This window comes from Xanthomonas sp. NCPPB 3570, assembly GCF_056725115.1.
Map to the genome: position 1 here is coordinate 3153242 of NZ_CM161513.1, position 14163 is coordinate 3167404.

Here is a 14163-nt window from a genome sequence, read left to right on the forward strand (position 1 = left end):
GGCCCTCTCTTTTTTCCTTCTGTTCTGGATATCCGCGTGCGCTTTTTGCTCCTGTCCTGCTGCATTTTGTTGTTGACTGCCTGCGGCAAGGGTCCGCAAACCTTCCGCTTCGACAATCCGACCGGGCAGGCCTTGCCGATCCAGGTCGATGGACAGTCGCACAGCATCCCGGCACATGCCGAACTGGCCCTGGAACTGGCGCCGGGCGCGCACACCCTGCAGACCGCGCAACTCGGCCGCGTCCCCTTCATCGTCTACGCCGATCACGACGGTGCCCTGGTCAATCCCACCCTGTCGGATTACTACTGGATCGACGAGATCTACTGGACCAGCACCGCCAATCCACGCGAGTTTCAGGGCGATGGGGTCGTCGAGGTGCGGGGCGTGGCACTGAAAGGCCGCTACGGGCAAGTCCACGACCTGTTCATCGTCAAGGACTGGGACTTCGACGTGCATACCCCATTCCCCGAGAACGCCGTCGGCACAGTCGACAGCAGCGGCGGCCGGCGCATGCGCAAGATTTTCGCGCCCGACGACTTCGTCGCCTACGTCGAGAGCAGCCACGATGCCCCTGGCTATGTCGCGGCGCATCAGCCGCGCGATTGGCAGCCGCCGCAGCGCCGGGTCACGCCCGCGGCCGAACGCCTGCCGGCCTTGCCGCCAGTGATGGAGGCGCACGCCGGGCCGCTGCGTGCGCTGGCCAACGCCTACCTGCACGCGACCGATCCGGCGGAGCAACAGCGCCTGCGCAAGACCTACGTGTCCACGCAGATCGACTTCACCCATGCCACCGCGCGCCTGTTCAGCGGCCTGTCGGTGGACGACAACAAACGCGTCAACGCCTTCGTCGAGGGCATGCACCAGATCATGAACAGCCCTGCGCTGGTGACCGGCCCCTGAGCCGGGTACCGGACGGCCGCGTACGGGCCGCCACGCGGCATTCGGCTAAACTCCCCACTTCACGTTCTCCACGGCTTCCAATGAACCCGAACTACCTCGACTTCGAGCAACCCATCGCCGATCTGGAAGCCAAGATCCAGGAACTGCGCAACGCCAGCACCGGTCCGGCGGTCAACGTCGATGCCGAGGTCAGCGCGCTGGAAGACAAGCTGCGGGTGCGCACGGCACAGATCTTCCGCGACCTGTCCTCGTGGCAGATCTCGCAGTTGGCGCGGCATCCGCAGCGCCCGTACACGCTGGACTACATCAACGTGTTCTGCGACGAGTTCCAGGAGCTTGCCGGCGACCGCGCGTTCGCCGACGACAAGGCCATCGTCGGCGGCCTGGGCCGCATCGACGGCCGCGCGGTGGTGATCATCGGCCACCAGAAGGGCCGGGACACCAAGAGCAAGATCGCGCGCAATTTCGGCATGCCGCGTCCGGAGGGCTACCGCAAGGCGCTGCGCCTGATGAAGCTGGCCGAGCGCTTCAAGCTGCCGCTGCTGACCTTCATCGACACCCCCGGCGCCTACCCCGGCATCGGCGCCGAGGAGCGCGGCCAGAGCGAGGCGATCGCGCGCAACCTGCTGGAAATGGCCGAACTGAAGGTGCCGGTGATCTGCACCGTGATCGGCGAAGGCGGCTCCGGCGGCGCGCTGGCGATCGGCGTGGGCGACCGCACCCTGATGCTGGAATACGGCACCTATTCGGTGATCTCGCCGGAAGGCTGCGCCTCGATCCTGTGGAAGGACGCCTCCAAGGCCAAGGACGCCGCCGAGCAACTGGGCCTGACCGCCAAGCGCCTGTCCGCGCTGGGCCTGGTCGACAAGGTGATCCGCGAACCGATCGGCGGCGCCCACCGCAACCCCACGCAGATGGCCAAGCGCCTGAAGGCGGTCCTGCTCAACGAACTGGACGCCCTGGAACAGCAGCCGATCGAGCAGTTGCTGGAGAAGCGCTACGCGCGTCTGCGCAGCTACGGCGCGTACGAGACGGCGTGAGGCGCCGGGCGGCGCCTCGGGATTGGGGAGTGGGGATTAGGGATTCGTAAAAGCGGGTCCTTCCGCTCCAGTGTTGATCGCAGCAACCCATAACACGTCGGCGCCGGGGAACTGGCTGTTACGAATCCCCAATCCCGAATCCCCAATCCCCGCTCAAAACGGCTTCGCCAGCACCAACCAGATCACCACCAACAGCCCCAGCACCGGCACCTCGTTGAACAGGCGCAGGGCGCGCGAGGACGGCAGCGCGCCGGCCTGGCCGACGCGCTTGAGCCAGCGGCCGGTGAAGATGTAGTAGGCCAGCATCAGCGCCACCAGGCCGAGCTTGGCGTGCAGCCAGCCGCTGTGGCCGGGCGCGACCATGGTCGGGAAGTCCGGCAGCACCTTGTAGCCCAGCCACAGGGTCAGCCCCAGCAGCAGCGCCAGGCCGAACATGCTGTGGCCGAAGCGGTACAGGCGCCGCCCCATCAGCGCCAGACGCTCCTGCACCTGCGGCTGGCCCGCGCTCTCGGCGATGTTGACCAGGATCCGCGGCAGGTAGAACACCGCCGCCATCCATGCGATCACGAACAGCAGATGCAGGGACTTGATCCACAGGTAGAGTTGCATGCGCTGGCTCCAGGTCGCTGGCGTAGGATGTGCGGCCATTTTCGCCGATTCGTCCGGCGCCCGCACGGACCACACGCCCGCATGGACAAACAGTACGACGCCGACTACTTCCAGCGCTGGTATCGCCGCGACGGCATCGGCGACGCGGCGCGCCTGGCGCGCAAGGTCGCACTCGCCGTGGCCCAGGCCGAGTACTACCTGGAACGGCCGATCCGCAGCGTGCTCGACATCGGCTGCGGCGAAGGCGCCTGGCGCGCGCCGCTGCTCAAGCTGCGGCCGAAGCTGCGCTATCTCGGCTTCGACAGCAGCGACTACGCCGTCGCCCGCTATGGCCGCCACCGCAACCTGCACCCGGCGCGCTTCGGCGATTTCGCCTGGCTGCGGCCGTGCGCGCCGGTGGACCTGCTGGTGTGCTCGGACGTGCTGCACTACGTGCCCAGCCGCGAACTGCGCCAGGGCCTGCCCGGCCTGGTGGAGCTGTGCGGAGGCGTGGCGTTCCTGGAGACCTTCGCCGCCGAAGACGACTTCGACGGCGACCACGCCGGCTTCCAGCCCCGCGCGGCGCGCTGGTACCGGCGCCAGTTCGGTGCGCTCGGGCTGCGCCCGGTGGGCAGTCATTGCTGGCTCGCGCCTGCGCTGGCGGGCGATGCGGCGGCCCTGGAGACGATTGGTCTGGTGCCCCATTAAGGTGCAAACCGCGCGGATGCGTTATGCTGCACGGCAGCATACGCTCAGGATGGAAACACCGGCATGCTCTACCAGTGGCACGAACTGACCCGTAACCTGCTCGCCCCCTGGGTGCACCAGGCCGAAGCCAACGCCAAGATCTTCTCCGACCCCAACAGCCTGTGGTCGACGCTACCCGGCGCCGAGCGCCTGGCCGCGAGCAACGAGTTGATGCACCGCCTGGGCAAGGACTACGAGAAGCCGGCCTGGGCGCTGGACCATGTCGAGGTCGACGGCCACGCGCTGCCGATCGTCGAGCAGGAAGTGCTGCGCAAGCCGTTCTGCCGCCTGCTGCGCTTCAAGCGCTTCAGCGACGACGCCAAGGTCGTGGACGGACTCAAGAAGCAGCCGGCCGTGCTGGTGGTGGCGCCGCTGTCCGGCCACCACGCCACGCTGCTGCGCGACACTGTGCGTACCCTGCTGCGCGACCACAAGGTCTACGTCACCGACTGGATCGACGCGCGCATGGTGCCGCAGTCCGAAGGCGACTTCGGCCTCGACGACTACGTGCGCTACGTGCAGGACTTCATCCGCCACATCGGCGCCGAGTCGCTGCACGTGATGAGCGTGTGCCAGCCGACCGTGCCGGTGCTGGCGGCGGTATCGCTGATGGCCGGACGCGGCGAGACCACGCCGCGCTCGCTGGTGATGATGGGCGGGCCGATCGACGCGCGCCGCAGCCCCACCGAGGTCAACAACCTGGCCACGCGCAATCCGCTGTCCTGGTTCGAGCACAACGTCATCCACACCGTGCCGCCGGCCTACCCCGGCCACGGCCGCGCGGTCTACCCGGGCTTCCTGCAGCACATCGGCTTCCTGGCGATGAACCCAAGCCGGCACTTCATGTCGCACTGGGATTTCTACGCCAACCTGGTCAAGGGCGACCTGCAGGACGCCGAGGCGCACCGCCGCTTCTACGACGAGTACAACGCGGTGCTGGACATGCCGGCCACCTACTACCTGGACACCATCCGCGTGGTGTTCCAGGAGTTCCTGCTGCCGCGCGGGGAATGGGTGATCGACGGCGAACGCGTCGACCCGGCCGCGATCCGCGACACCGCGCTGCTCAGCATCGAAGGCGAACTGGACGACATCTCCGGCCTGGGCCAGACCGCTGCCGCGCACGACCTGTGCACCGGCATCCCCGCCGCGCGCCGCCAGCATCTGGAAGTGCAAGGCGCCGGCCACTACGGCATCTTCAGCGGCCGCCGCTGGCGCGACATCGTGTATCCGCAGGTGCGCAGCTTCATCGCCGCCAATGCCGGCGCCAGCCGCGCGCCGGCGGCCGGCAACGTCACCCCGCTCAAGCGCCGCGGCAGCCGCAAGGCCGGCTGAGCGGCATCTCGCCCGCGGCGACCCCGCCGCGGGCGATCGTGCATCAGGACATCAGGGCGCCTCGCTGCGCACCAGCAGGTGCTTGGCGAGCAGGCCATGCGCCTTGCCGAAGCCGCGCGACAGGTGCAGGGTGACGAAGAACAGCGCTGCGCCCAGCACGCTGGCCAGCAGCAACGGCAGCCACGCCTCGCTGCCGATCCAGTGCAGCGGACCGACATGAACGGTCAGATCCGCGACGTCCGGGGCAAACAGCGCGGCAGGCGCCAGCAGCATCAGCAGCGACGTACTCAGCAAGGCCGCGAAGACCGTGAAATAGAAGATCCCCAGCGGCAGCATCAGCAGGAAATACAGCATCGTGGTCCAGGTGCGCGCATCGGTGAACATCTGCCCGATGCGCTGCAGCCACGGCTGTTCGGGTGCGCTGTACAGCGGCCGTCGCGGCATGCGCTCGCCCAGCAGGACTTCCACCACGCGGCCCTCCACCAGCGACAGCAGCCGCACCGAACCGAAGAACAGCACCAGCAGCGGCACCCCGACGATCAGGATCAGCAAGCCCGCCGACACGCTGACGCCGGTCACCAGCCAGGTGAAGTAGAAGATGCCGGTGACCAGCGACAGCAGCATGTAGAACAGGCTGCCGTAGGCGCGCGGGTCGGCGACCACGCCGAAGAAGCGGCCGAGCAACGATTTGCGCTTGGGCGGCGCCGGCGGCTTCAGCGCGCGGCTGACCGTGACCTCGGTATCGCGGTAGATCTCGGCCACCTCCTCCGGTGCGCCGTAGCTGCCGGCGACGCCGGCGATGACCTCGGCCTCGCTCTTGCCCGGCTGCTCGGCCAGTTCCGAACGCAGGTATTCCTCCGCGTCGTACAGCGCGTCCTGGATCAGCGCCGGGTCGGCGCCGCCCAATGCCGCACGCAGTTGCGCCAGGTAGTCGGGAATGGTGGTCGGCAAGGGCCGCGGTGCGGTGTGTGCGCTGCTCATTCTGAAATCCCCTTCAGCACGGAATCGACGGAATCGCGGGTGGCGCGCCACGCCGTGGCCCATTGCCGCAGCGTGGAAAGACCCGCCGCGGTGATGCGGTAGTAACGCCGTGGCGGCCCGGCCACCGACGGCTCGACATGGCTGGACAGCAGGCCGGCCGCCTCCAGGTTGCGCAGCACCGGGTACAGCGCGCTCTGCTTGCCGCTGAGCACGCCCTCGCCCACCTGCTCCATGCGCTTGGCGATCAGATAGCCGTATAGCGGCGCCTCGGCGGCGGCCAGCACCGCCAGCAGGGCCAGCGACACGGTGCCGGCGCTCAGCTCCTTCTGGAATTTCTTCAGCTGCGCATCCGGCTCGACCATGGCGCCCCCGCTAGGTTGAAGTGGATACTAGTGCAGAGTTCGACATAGTCCCTGTGCCGTTGGTCATAGGCGCCGCTCCCGCTGGCGTTCCCGGCGACAAACGTTTCGGCAACACCGCGCTGACTACACTGCGGGACCTTCCTTTGTGCATGCCATCCAGGAGGTCACGCATGAGTTCGACGCCCGCCACCCCACAGCCCGGGCAGGCCACCGAGGCCAGCTTCGCCGGTTCCGGCAATCAGTTCTCGACCGGCGCGTTCAAGCGCGATCCAGAGGCCGGTGCGGCCTCGGTCGAGTACAGCCGCACGGCCGCCGAGGCCAAGTACGGCCCGCTGGAATACGCGGCGGTGCATACCGGCAAGGTCGGCGCCGGCCGCAAGCAGGAAAACGGCGACACGGTGTTCAACGTCGAGATGGAGTTCACCCAGGGCCATCGCCTCCAGGGCGACTTCAAGGCCGGGCGCCTGGCCGCCGACGGCAGCCTGACCCAGGCCACCGGCGAGCGTGGCCGCTACGAAGTCCGGCTGCGCGGCGAGGCCACGGCCGACGCCGCTGCGCGAGTGAACCCCTTCGACCCCGGCACCATCCCGGAAGGCGGCAGCGTCAAGCTCGACGGCCAGGTGTTCGCCAAGACCTCGATGGAAGCCGCGTTCCGCGGCATCGCCACGTCCAGCGAGCGCACCGACGCGGCCGGCATGAGCTATGCGGTGCAGCGCGTGGATGCCGACCACGTGCGCGTCGCGGTCGGCCCGACCCAGGCGGTGGAGCGGCTGGAGGCCGTGGGCCTGAAGACCGACGTCGCCCAGGCCATGCTCGGCCGCCAGGATGCGCTGGGCCAGGCGACCATGCGCACCGCCACCTTCGACCTGCGCGAGCCGCAGGCACAGGCCGCCTATCGCGACTTCCTGGCCAGCGGCCGACTCGCCGCCAACGCGCCAGGGGTCACCGACGTGCAAAAGGTCGAAAGCCTGACCATGAGTTCGGAGACCCGCGCGCAACTCGGCCTGGGTCCGTTCAAGGCCGAACTGGGCGGCCAGCGCAACACTGGCGAGAACGTGCGCACCACCTATGCCGACGGCAGTTCCAGCGTGGTCGGCAAGGTGCAGTACGCCGGCAACGTGCCGATGACCCTGACCCGCCAGTTCGACCCGGCGGGCAAGGAGCGCGTGGACGAACGCAGCTATCAGTTCACCTTCGACAAGGTCGACCACAACCAGGCGCAACTGCTCAACGCCGCGCTCACCGGCAAGGACACCGCCTCCACCGATACGCCGATCGCGGCCGGCAAGACCGCCACCCTGCGCTTCTCCGAACAGCAGATGGACGCGCTGCGCCAGCAATACCAGCGCGCCGCCCAGGCCAGTCCGATGACCGCACATGAGGCTGCGGAGTATGCAAAGCAGAGTCCGCAGGACTTCGCGATCGGCCTGGCGCGCAACCTGGGCAATTCCCAGTACGGGCTGAGCGAGCGGCTGTTCCGCGTGTCCAGCAGCGCCGGCGGCACGCCGGGCGGCGACCTGGTGCGTATCGACGCGCAGGTCGACCGCGCCGATCAGCCACCACCCTCAGCGCCCGTCCGCTCCGCCCCGAGCACGGGCACCGCGTCCGATGCGCGTACCGCCGCCGATCCACAACAGCAGGCGATGCAACAGGCGATCGAACACAAGCTCACGCCCTACGACGCCAACGTCGCGAGCGGCCTGCTGCTGGCGGCCCGGCGCGATGGCCTGACCCAGGTCGATCACGTCCTGCGCAACGACAACGGCCGCGTGTTCGCAGTACAGGGCGACCCGATGTCCGCCGACAAGCGCGTGGCCTACGTGGACGCCGCGCAGGCGGCGACCATCCCGGCCGCCGAAAGCGCCAGGCAACTGGCTGCGCTGCCGCCGGTGCCGACCCAGGCGCCAGTGCAGGAGGCGCAGGAACCGCAGAAGCGCGCGCTGTCGTAAGCGGACCTCTCGGTGGCACGGCGATCGCGCCGTGCCACCGGTGCATTGGCAGCGGCCACCGCTTCGGTGAGAATCGAGCGCTCACCGACCGGGCCGCCCTCATGCCGCTGCGCACTTCCCTGCTCGCCCTCGCGTTGTCGCTGTCCGCCTCCGCCGCATGGGCGGGGGCACCACCGCCAGCCGTGCCGTACCGCAGCCCGCAACAGATCCTGGACGCATCCAAGCCCAGCGACTGGCGCACGCTGGATCCGGCCAACACGCTGTACCTGGAGTTGGACACCGGCCGGGTGATCATCGAACTGGCACCGGCGTTCGCGCCGCAGCACGTCGGCAACATCCGCACCCTGGCCCACGAGCACTTCTGGGACGGCCTGAGCATCTACCGCTCGCAGGACAATTTCGTGGTGCAGTTCGGCGACCCCGACGGCGAGGAACCGGGCAAGGCCAAGTCGCTGGGCAGCGCCAAGACCCACCTGCCCGCCGAATTCCAGCGCCCGGCCGCGGGCCTGGCGTTCCAGCCCCTGCCCGACCGCGACGGCTGGGCACCGCAGGTGGGCTTCGTCGACGGCTTTCCGGTGGCGCGCGATCCCAAGGACGGCACCGCCTGGCTGGCGCATTGCTACGGCACCGTGGGTGCCGGCCGCAACAACGACGAAGACAGCAGCATCGGCGCCGAACTGTACGTGGTCACCGGGCAGTCGCCGCGGCAACTGGACCGCAACATCACCGTGGTCGGCCGCGTGGTCAAGGGCATGGAACTGCTCAGCGTGATCCCGCGCGGACCGGATCCGATGGGCTTCTACGAAAAACCCGAGCAACGCACGCCGATCCGCGCGATCCGCCTGGCCAGCGACGTGCCGGAGGCCGAGCGCACCCCACTGCAATTGCTGCGTACCGACACCCGCACCTTCCGCGAGGTTGCCGAGGCGCGGCGCAACCGCCGCGACGATTTCTACAAGCGTCCGGCCGGCCACATCGACCTGTGCAACGTGCCGCTGCCGGTGCGTCCGCCGCCGAAGTGACGCGTCATGCGCGCGCCGGACGGCGCGCGCTCAGGCGCCGCCGACGCTGCGCCGCTGCGGCTGCTGCGCGTGCAGGAAACGGGTGAACAGTTCGCGCGGCTGCTCCACGGCGCACTCGGCCAGCAGCATGGCGATGTTGCCGCGATGGAAGGCGCCATGCGCGAGCACGTGGAACAGCATTTCCTGGCGGCTCATGCGGCCGGCATCGCCATCGGTGAAACGGAACGCCAGCGTCTGCTGCAAGGCGGGCGCGTCGAGTCGGGCCACATAGTCGGCATACCAACGGTCCGATTCGGCCACCGCCGCACCCAGCGCCTCCAGCTCCGGCGTCTGCGGCGTGTTGCTCGCGGCGTATGCGTGCGTGCCGCCCTCCAGGTGCGCGGCGAAGATCCGGTCCACCACGTACGTGTGATTCAACAGCCGGATCGCGCGCTGCCGCTGCGCCGGATACGCAACCGCGTCGATCTGGGCCAGCGCCTGCAGCATCTCGGCGTTGGCCCAGGCCTTGAACGCGAACTGCGATGCGAGCAGGGAATCGGTCATTGCGTCGTTCTCCAGGCCAAGGGGATGGGCCGCGCGCGCCAGCATCGGCGTCCTCGCGCAAGCCCGCAAGCTGCGCTGCTAGCGTGCGCGCTGGCTGAAGGCGACGCTGCCCAGGATCAGCATGCCCGCCAGCAACATGGTCCAGGTCAGCGGCTCGCCCAGGAACCACCAGGCCAGCAGCGCGCCGAACACCGGGATCAGGTAGGTCACGGTCGAGGCGCGGGCCGGGCCGATGCGCTGGATCAGCCGGTAGTACATCAGGTAGGCCAGGCCGGTGCAGACCACGCCCAGGCCGCCCGCGCAGGCCCAGGCCAGCGCCGACACCGGCGCGGCCGGCCAATGCGTCCACGCCAGCGGCGCCAGCAGCAGCGCGCTGCAGCCGAGCGTGGCCGCCGCCGACGCAGCCGGCGGCAGGTCGCCCATGTGCCGCTTCACCAGGTTGTAGCCGATGCCGTACAGCAACGAGGCGGTGGCGCCGGCGAAGGCGGACGGACCGACGCTGAGCCCGGCCGACTTGCCGGTGGCCAAGACCAGCACGCCGATGAAGCCGACCAGCAATGCCAGCGCGCGCCGGGTGCCGATGCGCTCGCCGAAGAACAGGAAGGCGATCAACGCGGTGAACAGCACGGTCATCGCATTGCAGATCGCACCGATCGCCGCCGGCGCGTGCTGCGCGCCCCAGGCGAACAACAGGAACGGCAAGGCGGAATTGAGTACGCCGATCGCCGCCAGGGTCGGCCAGCGCCGCGGCGGGAAGCGCGTCCGCGCCAGCCACAGGAACGGCAGCAGCACCGCCGCGCCCAGCGCCAGGCGCAATTCCACCAGCGCATAGGCGCCGAACTGCGGCGCCGCCACGCGCATGAACAGGAACGAGCAGCCCCAGACGACGCCGAGGAACCCCAGCTCCAGCGGCGTGCGCCAGTCGCGCGGTACTGCAGGGTCGGACACGGGCGTGGGAGAGGCCGAGGCGATGGCCGGCTGCAGGGAGGGTTCGGCGGTAGGCATGGAGGAGGCTCGCGGTCGATCGGCAACGCGCCGCAGCGATCGTGCGACGCCACGCATCCGCTGTCGGCTGCGGGTGCCGCTCGGCGCGTCTACGCCGACCTCGCATCGCCACCGGCCGCGCATGTCGTGTTCGGCTGCCAGCATCGCCCCGGGCCGTGGGGTCGACAAGCGCGTAGTATCGTCGCGAGCCACAAATCTGCTGCGTGTCTGATCGTGCAACTGCGCCCGTCCCTGCTGCCCGCGCTCGGCGTGTTCGCCGCGGCGGCGCGCCACCAGAACTTCGCCCATGCCGCGGAGGAACTGCATCTCACCGCCAGTGCGGTCAGCCATCATGTGCGGCGCCTGGAAGCCTTGCTTGGCGCCACGCTTTTCCAGCGCCACGCGCGCGGGGTCAAGCTGACCGCCGAAGGCCGGCAACTGGCCGATGCCGCCAGCGCAGCGCTGGCCGACATCGCCGCGGTCGCCGGCAACCTGCATCCGCAGGCCGACACCGCGCCGCTGCGCATCACCACGCTGCGCTCGCTCTCGTACTGCTGGCTGCTGCCGCGCCTGCCGCGCTTCTGCCAGGCCTATCCGCACGTGCGGCTGGACATCCAGACCGATGCGGCGTTCTCGCGCTTCGAGGAGGGTGGCCCGGATCTGGGCATCCGCTACGGCCAGGGCGCCTGGCCGGGCCTGACCTCGCACCACCTGATGGACGATGCGTTGTTCCCGGTGGCCTCGCCGGCGCTGCCGCAACTGGCGACGCTGCACCGGCCCGAACAGATCGCACAGTTGCCGCTGCTCACCGACATGTCGCCGCAGGGCTGGCGCGACTGGTTCCGCGCCGCCGGCGTGCGCGGCGTGGCGCTGCCGCCGATGCACACCTTCAACGACAGCACCGATGCGATGCGCGCGGCGGTCTACGGCGTAGGCGCGGTGCTGGCGCGCAAGCACATCGCCCAACCCTACCTGCAGCGCTACGAACTGGTGCGCCTGCCCGGGCCGGCGCTGACCGCGCGCTATTCCTACTACATCGTGCACCCCACCCACCGCCTGCTCAGCCCGGCCGCCAGCCACTTCATCGACTGGCTTAAGCGCGAGGCGCTGGATGAGCGCACGCCGATGCCGGCACTGCCGGCTGAATTGCTCGGGCTGCCGCCGACGGCGGGCTAGCGCTCGCCTAAGCGCAGGGCAGACGTGCAGGAACCCGCGGTATCGATCGCGTCGTAGGAGCGGTTTCAGCTGCGACAGCGGCGTTACCGGTAAAGCCCGTCGCGGCTGAAGCCGCTCTTACGGGAGACCACGCGAATCGACTGGACCACGGGCTGCCAGCCAACACCATTGACAACCGACACACAACGCGTCATTAATTAACTAATTCGTTAATTAGCTAAGCCCCAATGTCCATCGACCGCGTCTTCGAAGCCCTCGCCTCGCGCCCGCGCCGCGAGATCCTGGCCTACCTGTCGGCACAGGAACTCACGGCCGGCGAGATCGCGCAGCGCTTCGCGATGAGCGCGCCGGCGATCTCGCGGCACCTGTCGGTGCTGGAAGCTGCCGGGCTGGTGGCGAGCGAGCGCCGCGGCCAGTTCGTGGTCTACCGGCTCACCCCCGACAACCTGGTCAACACCCTCAGTGGGTTCGCCTTCGAGATCTGCCCCAGCGCCGGCCCGCTCAAGCGCGAGTCGCGCAGGCAGGCCAAGCGCACCACCTGATCCTTCCGCCACGGCAACAGGAGTCCGCCGATGACCGCCGCACCGCTCAGCGAACACGCCGCCGCGCAAACCGGATTTCCTTCGGTGCGCCTTCCCTCCTACAGCGGCGGCCTGCCGGTGGAGGTCATCCTGATCGCCCAGCTCGGGGTCGGCGCCGGCGATCCGCTGATCGCCCAGGCCTGCCTGCGGCAGCGTGCGCATCCGCAATTTCGCGACGCCCTGGACGAACCCTCGGCGCGCCTGGCAAGCACCGATTTCGGCAACGGCGAGTCCACCGCACTGTATTCGTTCGCGGTCGGTGCCGGCGGCCATCCATTCCACTGCCATGCCGGGCATCGCATGTTCACCGCGATCACCGGCAGCGGCGGCGCGCTGCTGCGTTTCAGCACCGCCTCACCGGCACAACTGGCGGAAGATCCACAGCATTTCCTCGCCGCGCTGCGCCATGTCGAATTGCCCGCCGATTGCCTGTTCAGCGTGCGCTTCGGCGGCGGCACCTGGCACCAGTTCGCACCGCTGCGCGCGCAGTCCGGGCATCCGGCGTTCTTCGCCCTGTCCTGCCACAGCGACGAAGCCGGCGGCGCGCTGGCCGACGAGGTGCGCGCGCAGGTGCTGGCCGGCACCGCCGACATCGCCACCCTCACCGAACTGCTGCCGGCCCCGGTCGCGGCGCTGCTGGCATCGCCGCAGGCGCAGGCGCGATCCGTGCCGACGGTGCGGCTATCGCTGGCGGCCTCGCCGGGCAGCCGGCGCCTGGCCTGGTGCGCCGGCCTGCGCGCGCTCAGCGGACGCCTGCGGCAGCGACTGGGCGGCTGGCGGCATCCGGCCGGCTTCGCGGCGCTGGCGCCGCGTCTGTCGCGTGCGCAGGTGACGCCGCAGTTGCTGCCCGGCTCGCTGCTCGCACCGCAGCTGCCAGCACATGATCACCAGGACAGCGTGCGGCTGACGGTGCCGGCGCAGGCGCTGCGGCCGCTGGGCGCGCACGCGCTGATGACGGCGTTGCTGGACGGCTTCCTGCAGCACCCGCCGCGTGGCGTGACCTGGCTGATGCGCCTGCGCAACGTGCTGGTGGCGCCGCTGCGGCTGCGCACCTCGCCGCTTGGCTGCCCGGTGTCCTCGCTGCTGTCGCCGCAGCGCGATCGGCTGTTCGCCGGGCGCTTCCCGGTGCTGGCGCAGGCATCGTCAGCACAAGCGCGACGCGTGCAGGTGCTGCTCGGTGCCGACGACCGCCACCTGGTGTTCCGCAGTTGCGTCGGCGTGACGCTGCGCGACGACGGCAGCGCCGAGCTGAGCCTGGAAACGCGCGTGGCCTGCCGCAACCGCTTCGGGCACCTGTACATGATGCTGATCGCCGCCGCGCATCGCCGCTACATCGCCCCGACCATGCTGCGCGCGGCCGCCGAGGCGCTGCTGCTGCCGGTGGCCGAGCATGCCGGCCCGGACGTGGTGGCAACGGTGCGCTGAGCGCGTCATCACTCCGCCTTAGCCGATGCCTGCCTAGCCTGCGCCTTCCCCCCAAGAGGAAGGCCCATGCCCCAGCTCCGCATCCGCATCACCGGCAGCGAGGACGACGCCCGCGCCATCATCAATCTGCTGTCGAGCCTGGACGGCATCGAGCACGTCGAGGAAATCGACGATCTGATGCCGCACATGGACGACGACGATTCCAGTTCCGCCGGCCTGCCCGACGACCAGGGACCGGGAACCCACGAAGTGGAAGTGGACGCCGGCAACGCCGCCACCGCGCAGAAGGTGCGCGAGGCCGTGGAAGCGCTGGCGTTCGAACTGGACGTGGTCGTGGAGTTCGAACAGGACGAAGGCTGAGGCCTGCATCCGGGGCGTTGCGCCGCGTGGCGCTGCGTCCTGGCATGCCCATGGCCAGCATTCTTGCTTTCCAGCGGCGCGAGCCGTGCCTCAAGTAGCGGACTTCAAGGCGTCGGGACTGAAGTCCCTCCCACAGTGCACCCAGTCAATGCATCGCGAGCCCCAGCAGG

Annotated in this window: 15 protein-coding genes; 10 read left to right on the top strand and 5 right to left on the bottom strand. The window is 69.4% G+C overall.

Annotation, left to right across the window (positions count from 1 at the left end; genetic code table 11):
• Positions 1–36: 36 nt before the first annotated feature.
• The gene (locus AC1PLR_RS13750; RefSeq protein ID WP_481101342.1) at positions 37–900 is read left to right on the top strand and encodes a hypothetical protein; all 864 of its coding nucleotides are present in this window, start codon (positions 37–39) and stop codon (positions 898–900) included.
• Between the two features lie 80 nt (positions 901–980).
• Positions 981–1940, top strand: a complete 960-nt coding sequence (locus AC1PLR_RS13755; RefSeq protein ID WP_481101343.1) for an acetyl-CoA carboxylase carboxyltransferase subunit alpha — start codon at positions 981–983, stop codon at positions 1938–1940.
• Between the two features lie 153 nt (positions 1941–2093).
• Here AC1PLR_RS13755 and AC1PLR_RS13760 read toward each other — a convergent pair whose 3' ends face one another.
• Positions 2094–2549 (bottom strand): CopD family protein, encoded by a 456-nt coding sequence (locus AC1PLR_RS13760; RefSeq protein WP_481101344.1) that lies wholly within the window; start codon positions 2547–2549, stop codon positions 2094–2096.
• Positions 2550–2630: 81 nt separating this feature from the next.
• Between AC1PLR_RS13760 and AC1PLR_RS13765 the strand changes: the two genes are divergently transcribed.
• Both AC1PLR_RS13765 and AC1PLR_RS13770 read left to right on the top strand, forming a co-directional pair.
• The gene (locus tag AC1PLR_RS13765) at positions 2631–3236 is read left to right on the top strand and encodes a class I SAM-dependent DNA methyltransferase (protein WP_010344055.1); all 606 of its coding nucleotides are present in this window, start codon (positions 2631–2633) and stop codon (positions 3234–3236) included.
• Between the two features lie 63 nt (positions 3237–3299).
• Positions 3300–4610 (top strand): polyhydroxyalkanoate depolymerase, encoded by a 1311-nt coding sequence (locus AC1PLR_RS13770; protein WP_371181533.1) that lies wholly within the window; start codon positions 3300–3302, stop codon positions 4608–4610.
• Positions 4611–4661: 51 nt separating this feature from the next.
• On the opposite strand, the gene AC1PLR_RS13775 is transcribed toward AC1PLR_RS13770, so the two are convergent.
• On the bottom strand, positions 4662–5591 hold the full coding sequence (locus tag AC1PLR_RS13775) for a sensor domain-containing protein (protein WP_010344057.1): 930 nt from the start codon (positions 5589–5591) through the stop codon (positions 4662–4664).
• Positions 5588–5953: a PadR family transcriptional regulator gene (locus AC1PLR_RS13780; RefSeq protein WP_481101345.1), complete on the bottom strand. Its 366-nt coding sequence runs from the start codon at positions 5951–5953 to the stop codon at positions 5588–5590. Before AC1PLR_RS13780 ends, AC1PLR_RS13775 begins: the two co-directional genes overlap by 4 nt.
• A 170-nt stretch (positions 5954–6123) precedes the next feature.
• On the opposite strand from AC1PLR_RS13780, the gene AC1PLR_RS13785 reads away from it, so the two are divergent.
• Positions 6124–7902, top strand: a complete 1779-nt coding sequence (locus AC1PLR_RS13785) for an XVIPCD domain-containing protein (RefSeq protein WP_481101346.1) — start codon at positions 6124–6126, stop codon at positions 7900–7902.
• A 101-nt stretch (positions 7903–8003) separates the two neighbouring features.
• Positions 8004–8924 (top strand): peptidylprolyl isomerase, encoded by a 921-nt coding sequence (locus AC1PLR_RS13790; RefSeq protein ID WP_481101347.1) that lies wholly within the window; start codon positions 8004–8006, stop codon positions 8922–8924.
• Positions 8925–8954: 30 nt separating this feature from the next.
• Here AC1PLR_RS13790 and AC1PLR_RS13795 read toward each other — a convergent pair whose 3' ends face one another.
• Positions 8955–9467, bottom strand: coding sequence for a DinB family protein (locus tag AC1PLR_RS13795; RefSeq protein WP_481101348.1), 513 nt, complete (start codon positions 9465–9467; stop codon positions 8955–8957).
• Positions 9468–9545: 78 nt separating this feature from the next.
• Complete coding sequence (locus AC1PLR_RS13800) at positions 9546–10472, bottom strand: DMT family transporter (RefSeq protein WP_481101349.1); 927 nt, start codon at positions 10470–10472, stop codon at positions 9546–9548.
• A 213-nt stretch (positions 10473–10685) separates the two neighbouring features.
• On the opposite strand from AC1PLR_RS13800, the gene AC1PLR_RS13805 reads away from it, so the two are divergent.
• The 4 genes from AC1PLR_RS13805 (at position 10686) to AC1PLR_RS13820 (ending at position 13993) form a co-directional block, all read left to right on the top strand.
• Entirely contained in the window at positions 10686–11627 is a 942-nt protein-coding gene (locus tag AC1PLR_RS13805) for a LysR substrate-binding domain-containing protein (protein ID WP_481101350.1), read from the top strand.
• A 227-nt stretch (positions 11628–11854) separates the two neighbouring features.
• Positions 11855–12169, top strand: coding sequence for a metalloregulator ArsR/SmtB family transcription factor (locus AC1PLR_RS13810; RefSeq protein WP_010344064.1), 315 nt, complete (start codon positions 11855–11857; stop codon positions 12167–12169).
• Positions 12170–12199: 30 nt separating this feature from the next.
• Positions 12200–13633 carry a DUF2867 domain-containing protein gene (locus AC1PLR_RS13815; protein WP_481101351.1) on the top strand — a complete coding sequence of 478 codons (1434 nt, stop codon included), beginning with the start codon at positions 12200–12202 and terminating at the stop codon, positions 13631–13633.
• Positions 13634–13699: 66 nt separating this feature from the next.
• The gene (locus AC1PLR_RS13820) at positions 13700–13993 is read left to right on the top strand and encodes a hypothetical protein (RefSeq protein WP_010344067.1); all 294 of its coding nucleotides are present in this window, start codon (positions 13700–13702) and stop codon (positions 13991–13993) included.
• Positions 13994–14163: the final 170 nt, after the last annotated feature.

What these genes read in the sequence shown, in the direction of transcription:
- AC1PLR_RS13820 (WP_010344067.1), top strand. Translation starts at nt 13,700, where the DNA reads ATGCCCCAGCTCCGCATCCGCATCACCGGCAGCGAGGACGACGCCCGC.
- AC1PLR_RS13800 (WP_481101349.1), bottom strand. Translation starts at nt 10,472, where the DNA reads ATGCCTACCGCCGAACCCTCCCTGCAGCCGGCCATCGCCTCGGCCTCT.
- AC1PLR_RS13810 (WP_010344064.1), top strand. Translation starts at nt 11,855, where the DNA reads ATGTCCATCGACCGCGTCTTCGAAGCCCTCGCCTCGCGCCCGCGCCGC.
- AC1PLR_RS13765 (WP_010344055.1), top strand. Translation starts at nt 2,631, where the DNA reads ATGGACAAACAGTACGACGCCGACTACTTCCAGCGCTGGTATCGCCGC.
- AC1PLR_RS13790 (WP_481101347.1), top strand. Translation starts at nt 8,004, where the DNA reads ATGCCGCTGCGCACTTCCCTGCTCGCCCTCGCGTTGTCGCTGTCCGCC.
- AC1PLR_RS13770 (WP_371181533.1), top strand. Translation starts at nt 3,300, where the DNA reads ATGCTCTACCAGTGGCACGAACTGACCCGTAACCTGCTCGCCCCCTGG.
- AC1PLR_RS13795 (WP_481101348.1), bottom strand. Translation starts at nt 9,467, where the DNA reads ATGACCGATTCCCTGCTCGCATCGCAGTTCGCGTTCAAGGCCTGGGCC.
- AC1PLR_RS13775 (WP_010344057.1), bottom strand. Translation starts at nt 5,591, where the DNA reads ATGAGCAGCGCACACACCGCACCGCGGCCCTTGCCGACCACCATTCCC.
- AC1PLR_RS13755 (WP_481101343.1), top strand. Translation starts at nt 981, where the DNA reads ATGAACCCGAACTACCTCGACTTCGAGCAACCCATCGCCGATCTGGAA.
- AC1PLR_RS13785 (WP_481101346.1), top strand. Translation starts at nt 6,124, where the DNA reads ATGAGTTCGACGCCCGCCACCCCACAGCCCGGGCAGGCCACCGAGGCC.
- AC1PLR_RS13815 (WP_481101351.1), top strand. Translation starts at nt 12,200, where the DNA reads ATGACCGCCGCACCGCTCAGCGAACACGCCGCCGCGCAAACCGGATTT.
- AC1PLR_RS13760 (WP_481101344.1), bottom strand. Translation starts at nt 2,549, where the DNA reads ATGCAACTCTACCTGTGGATCAAGTCCCTGCATCTGCTGTTCGTGATC.
- AC1PLR_RS13780 (WP_481101345.1), bottom strand. Translation starts at nt 5,953, where the DNA reads ATGGTCGAGCCGGATGCGCAGCTGAAGAAATTCCAGAAGGAGCTGAGC.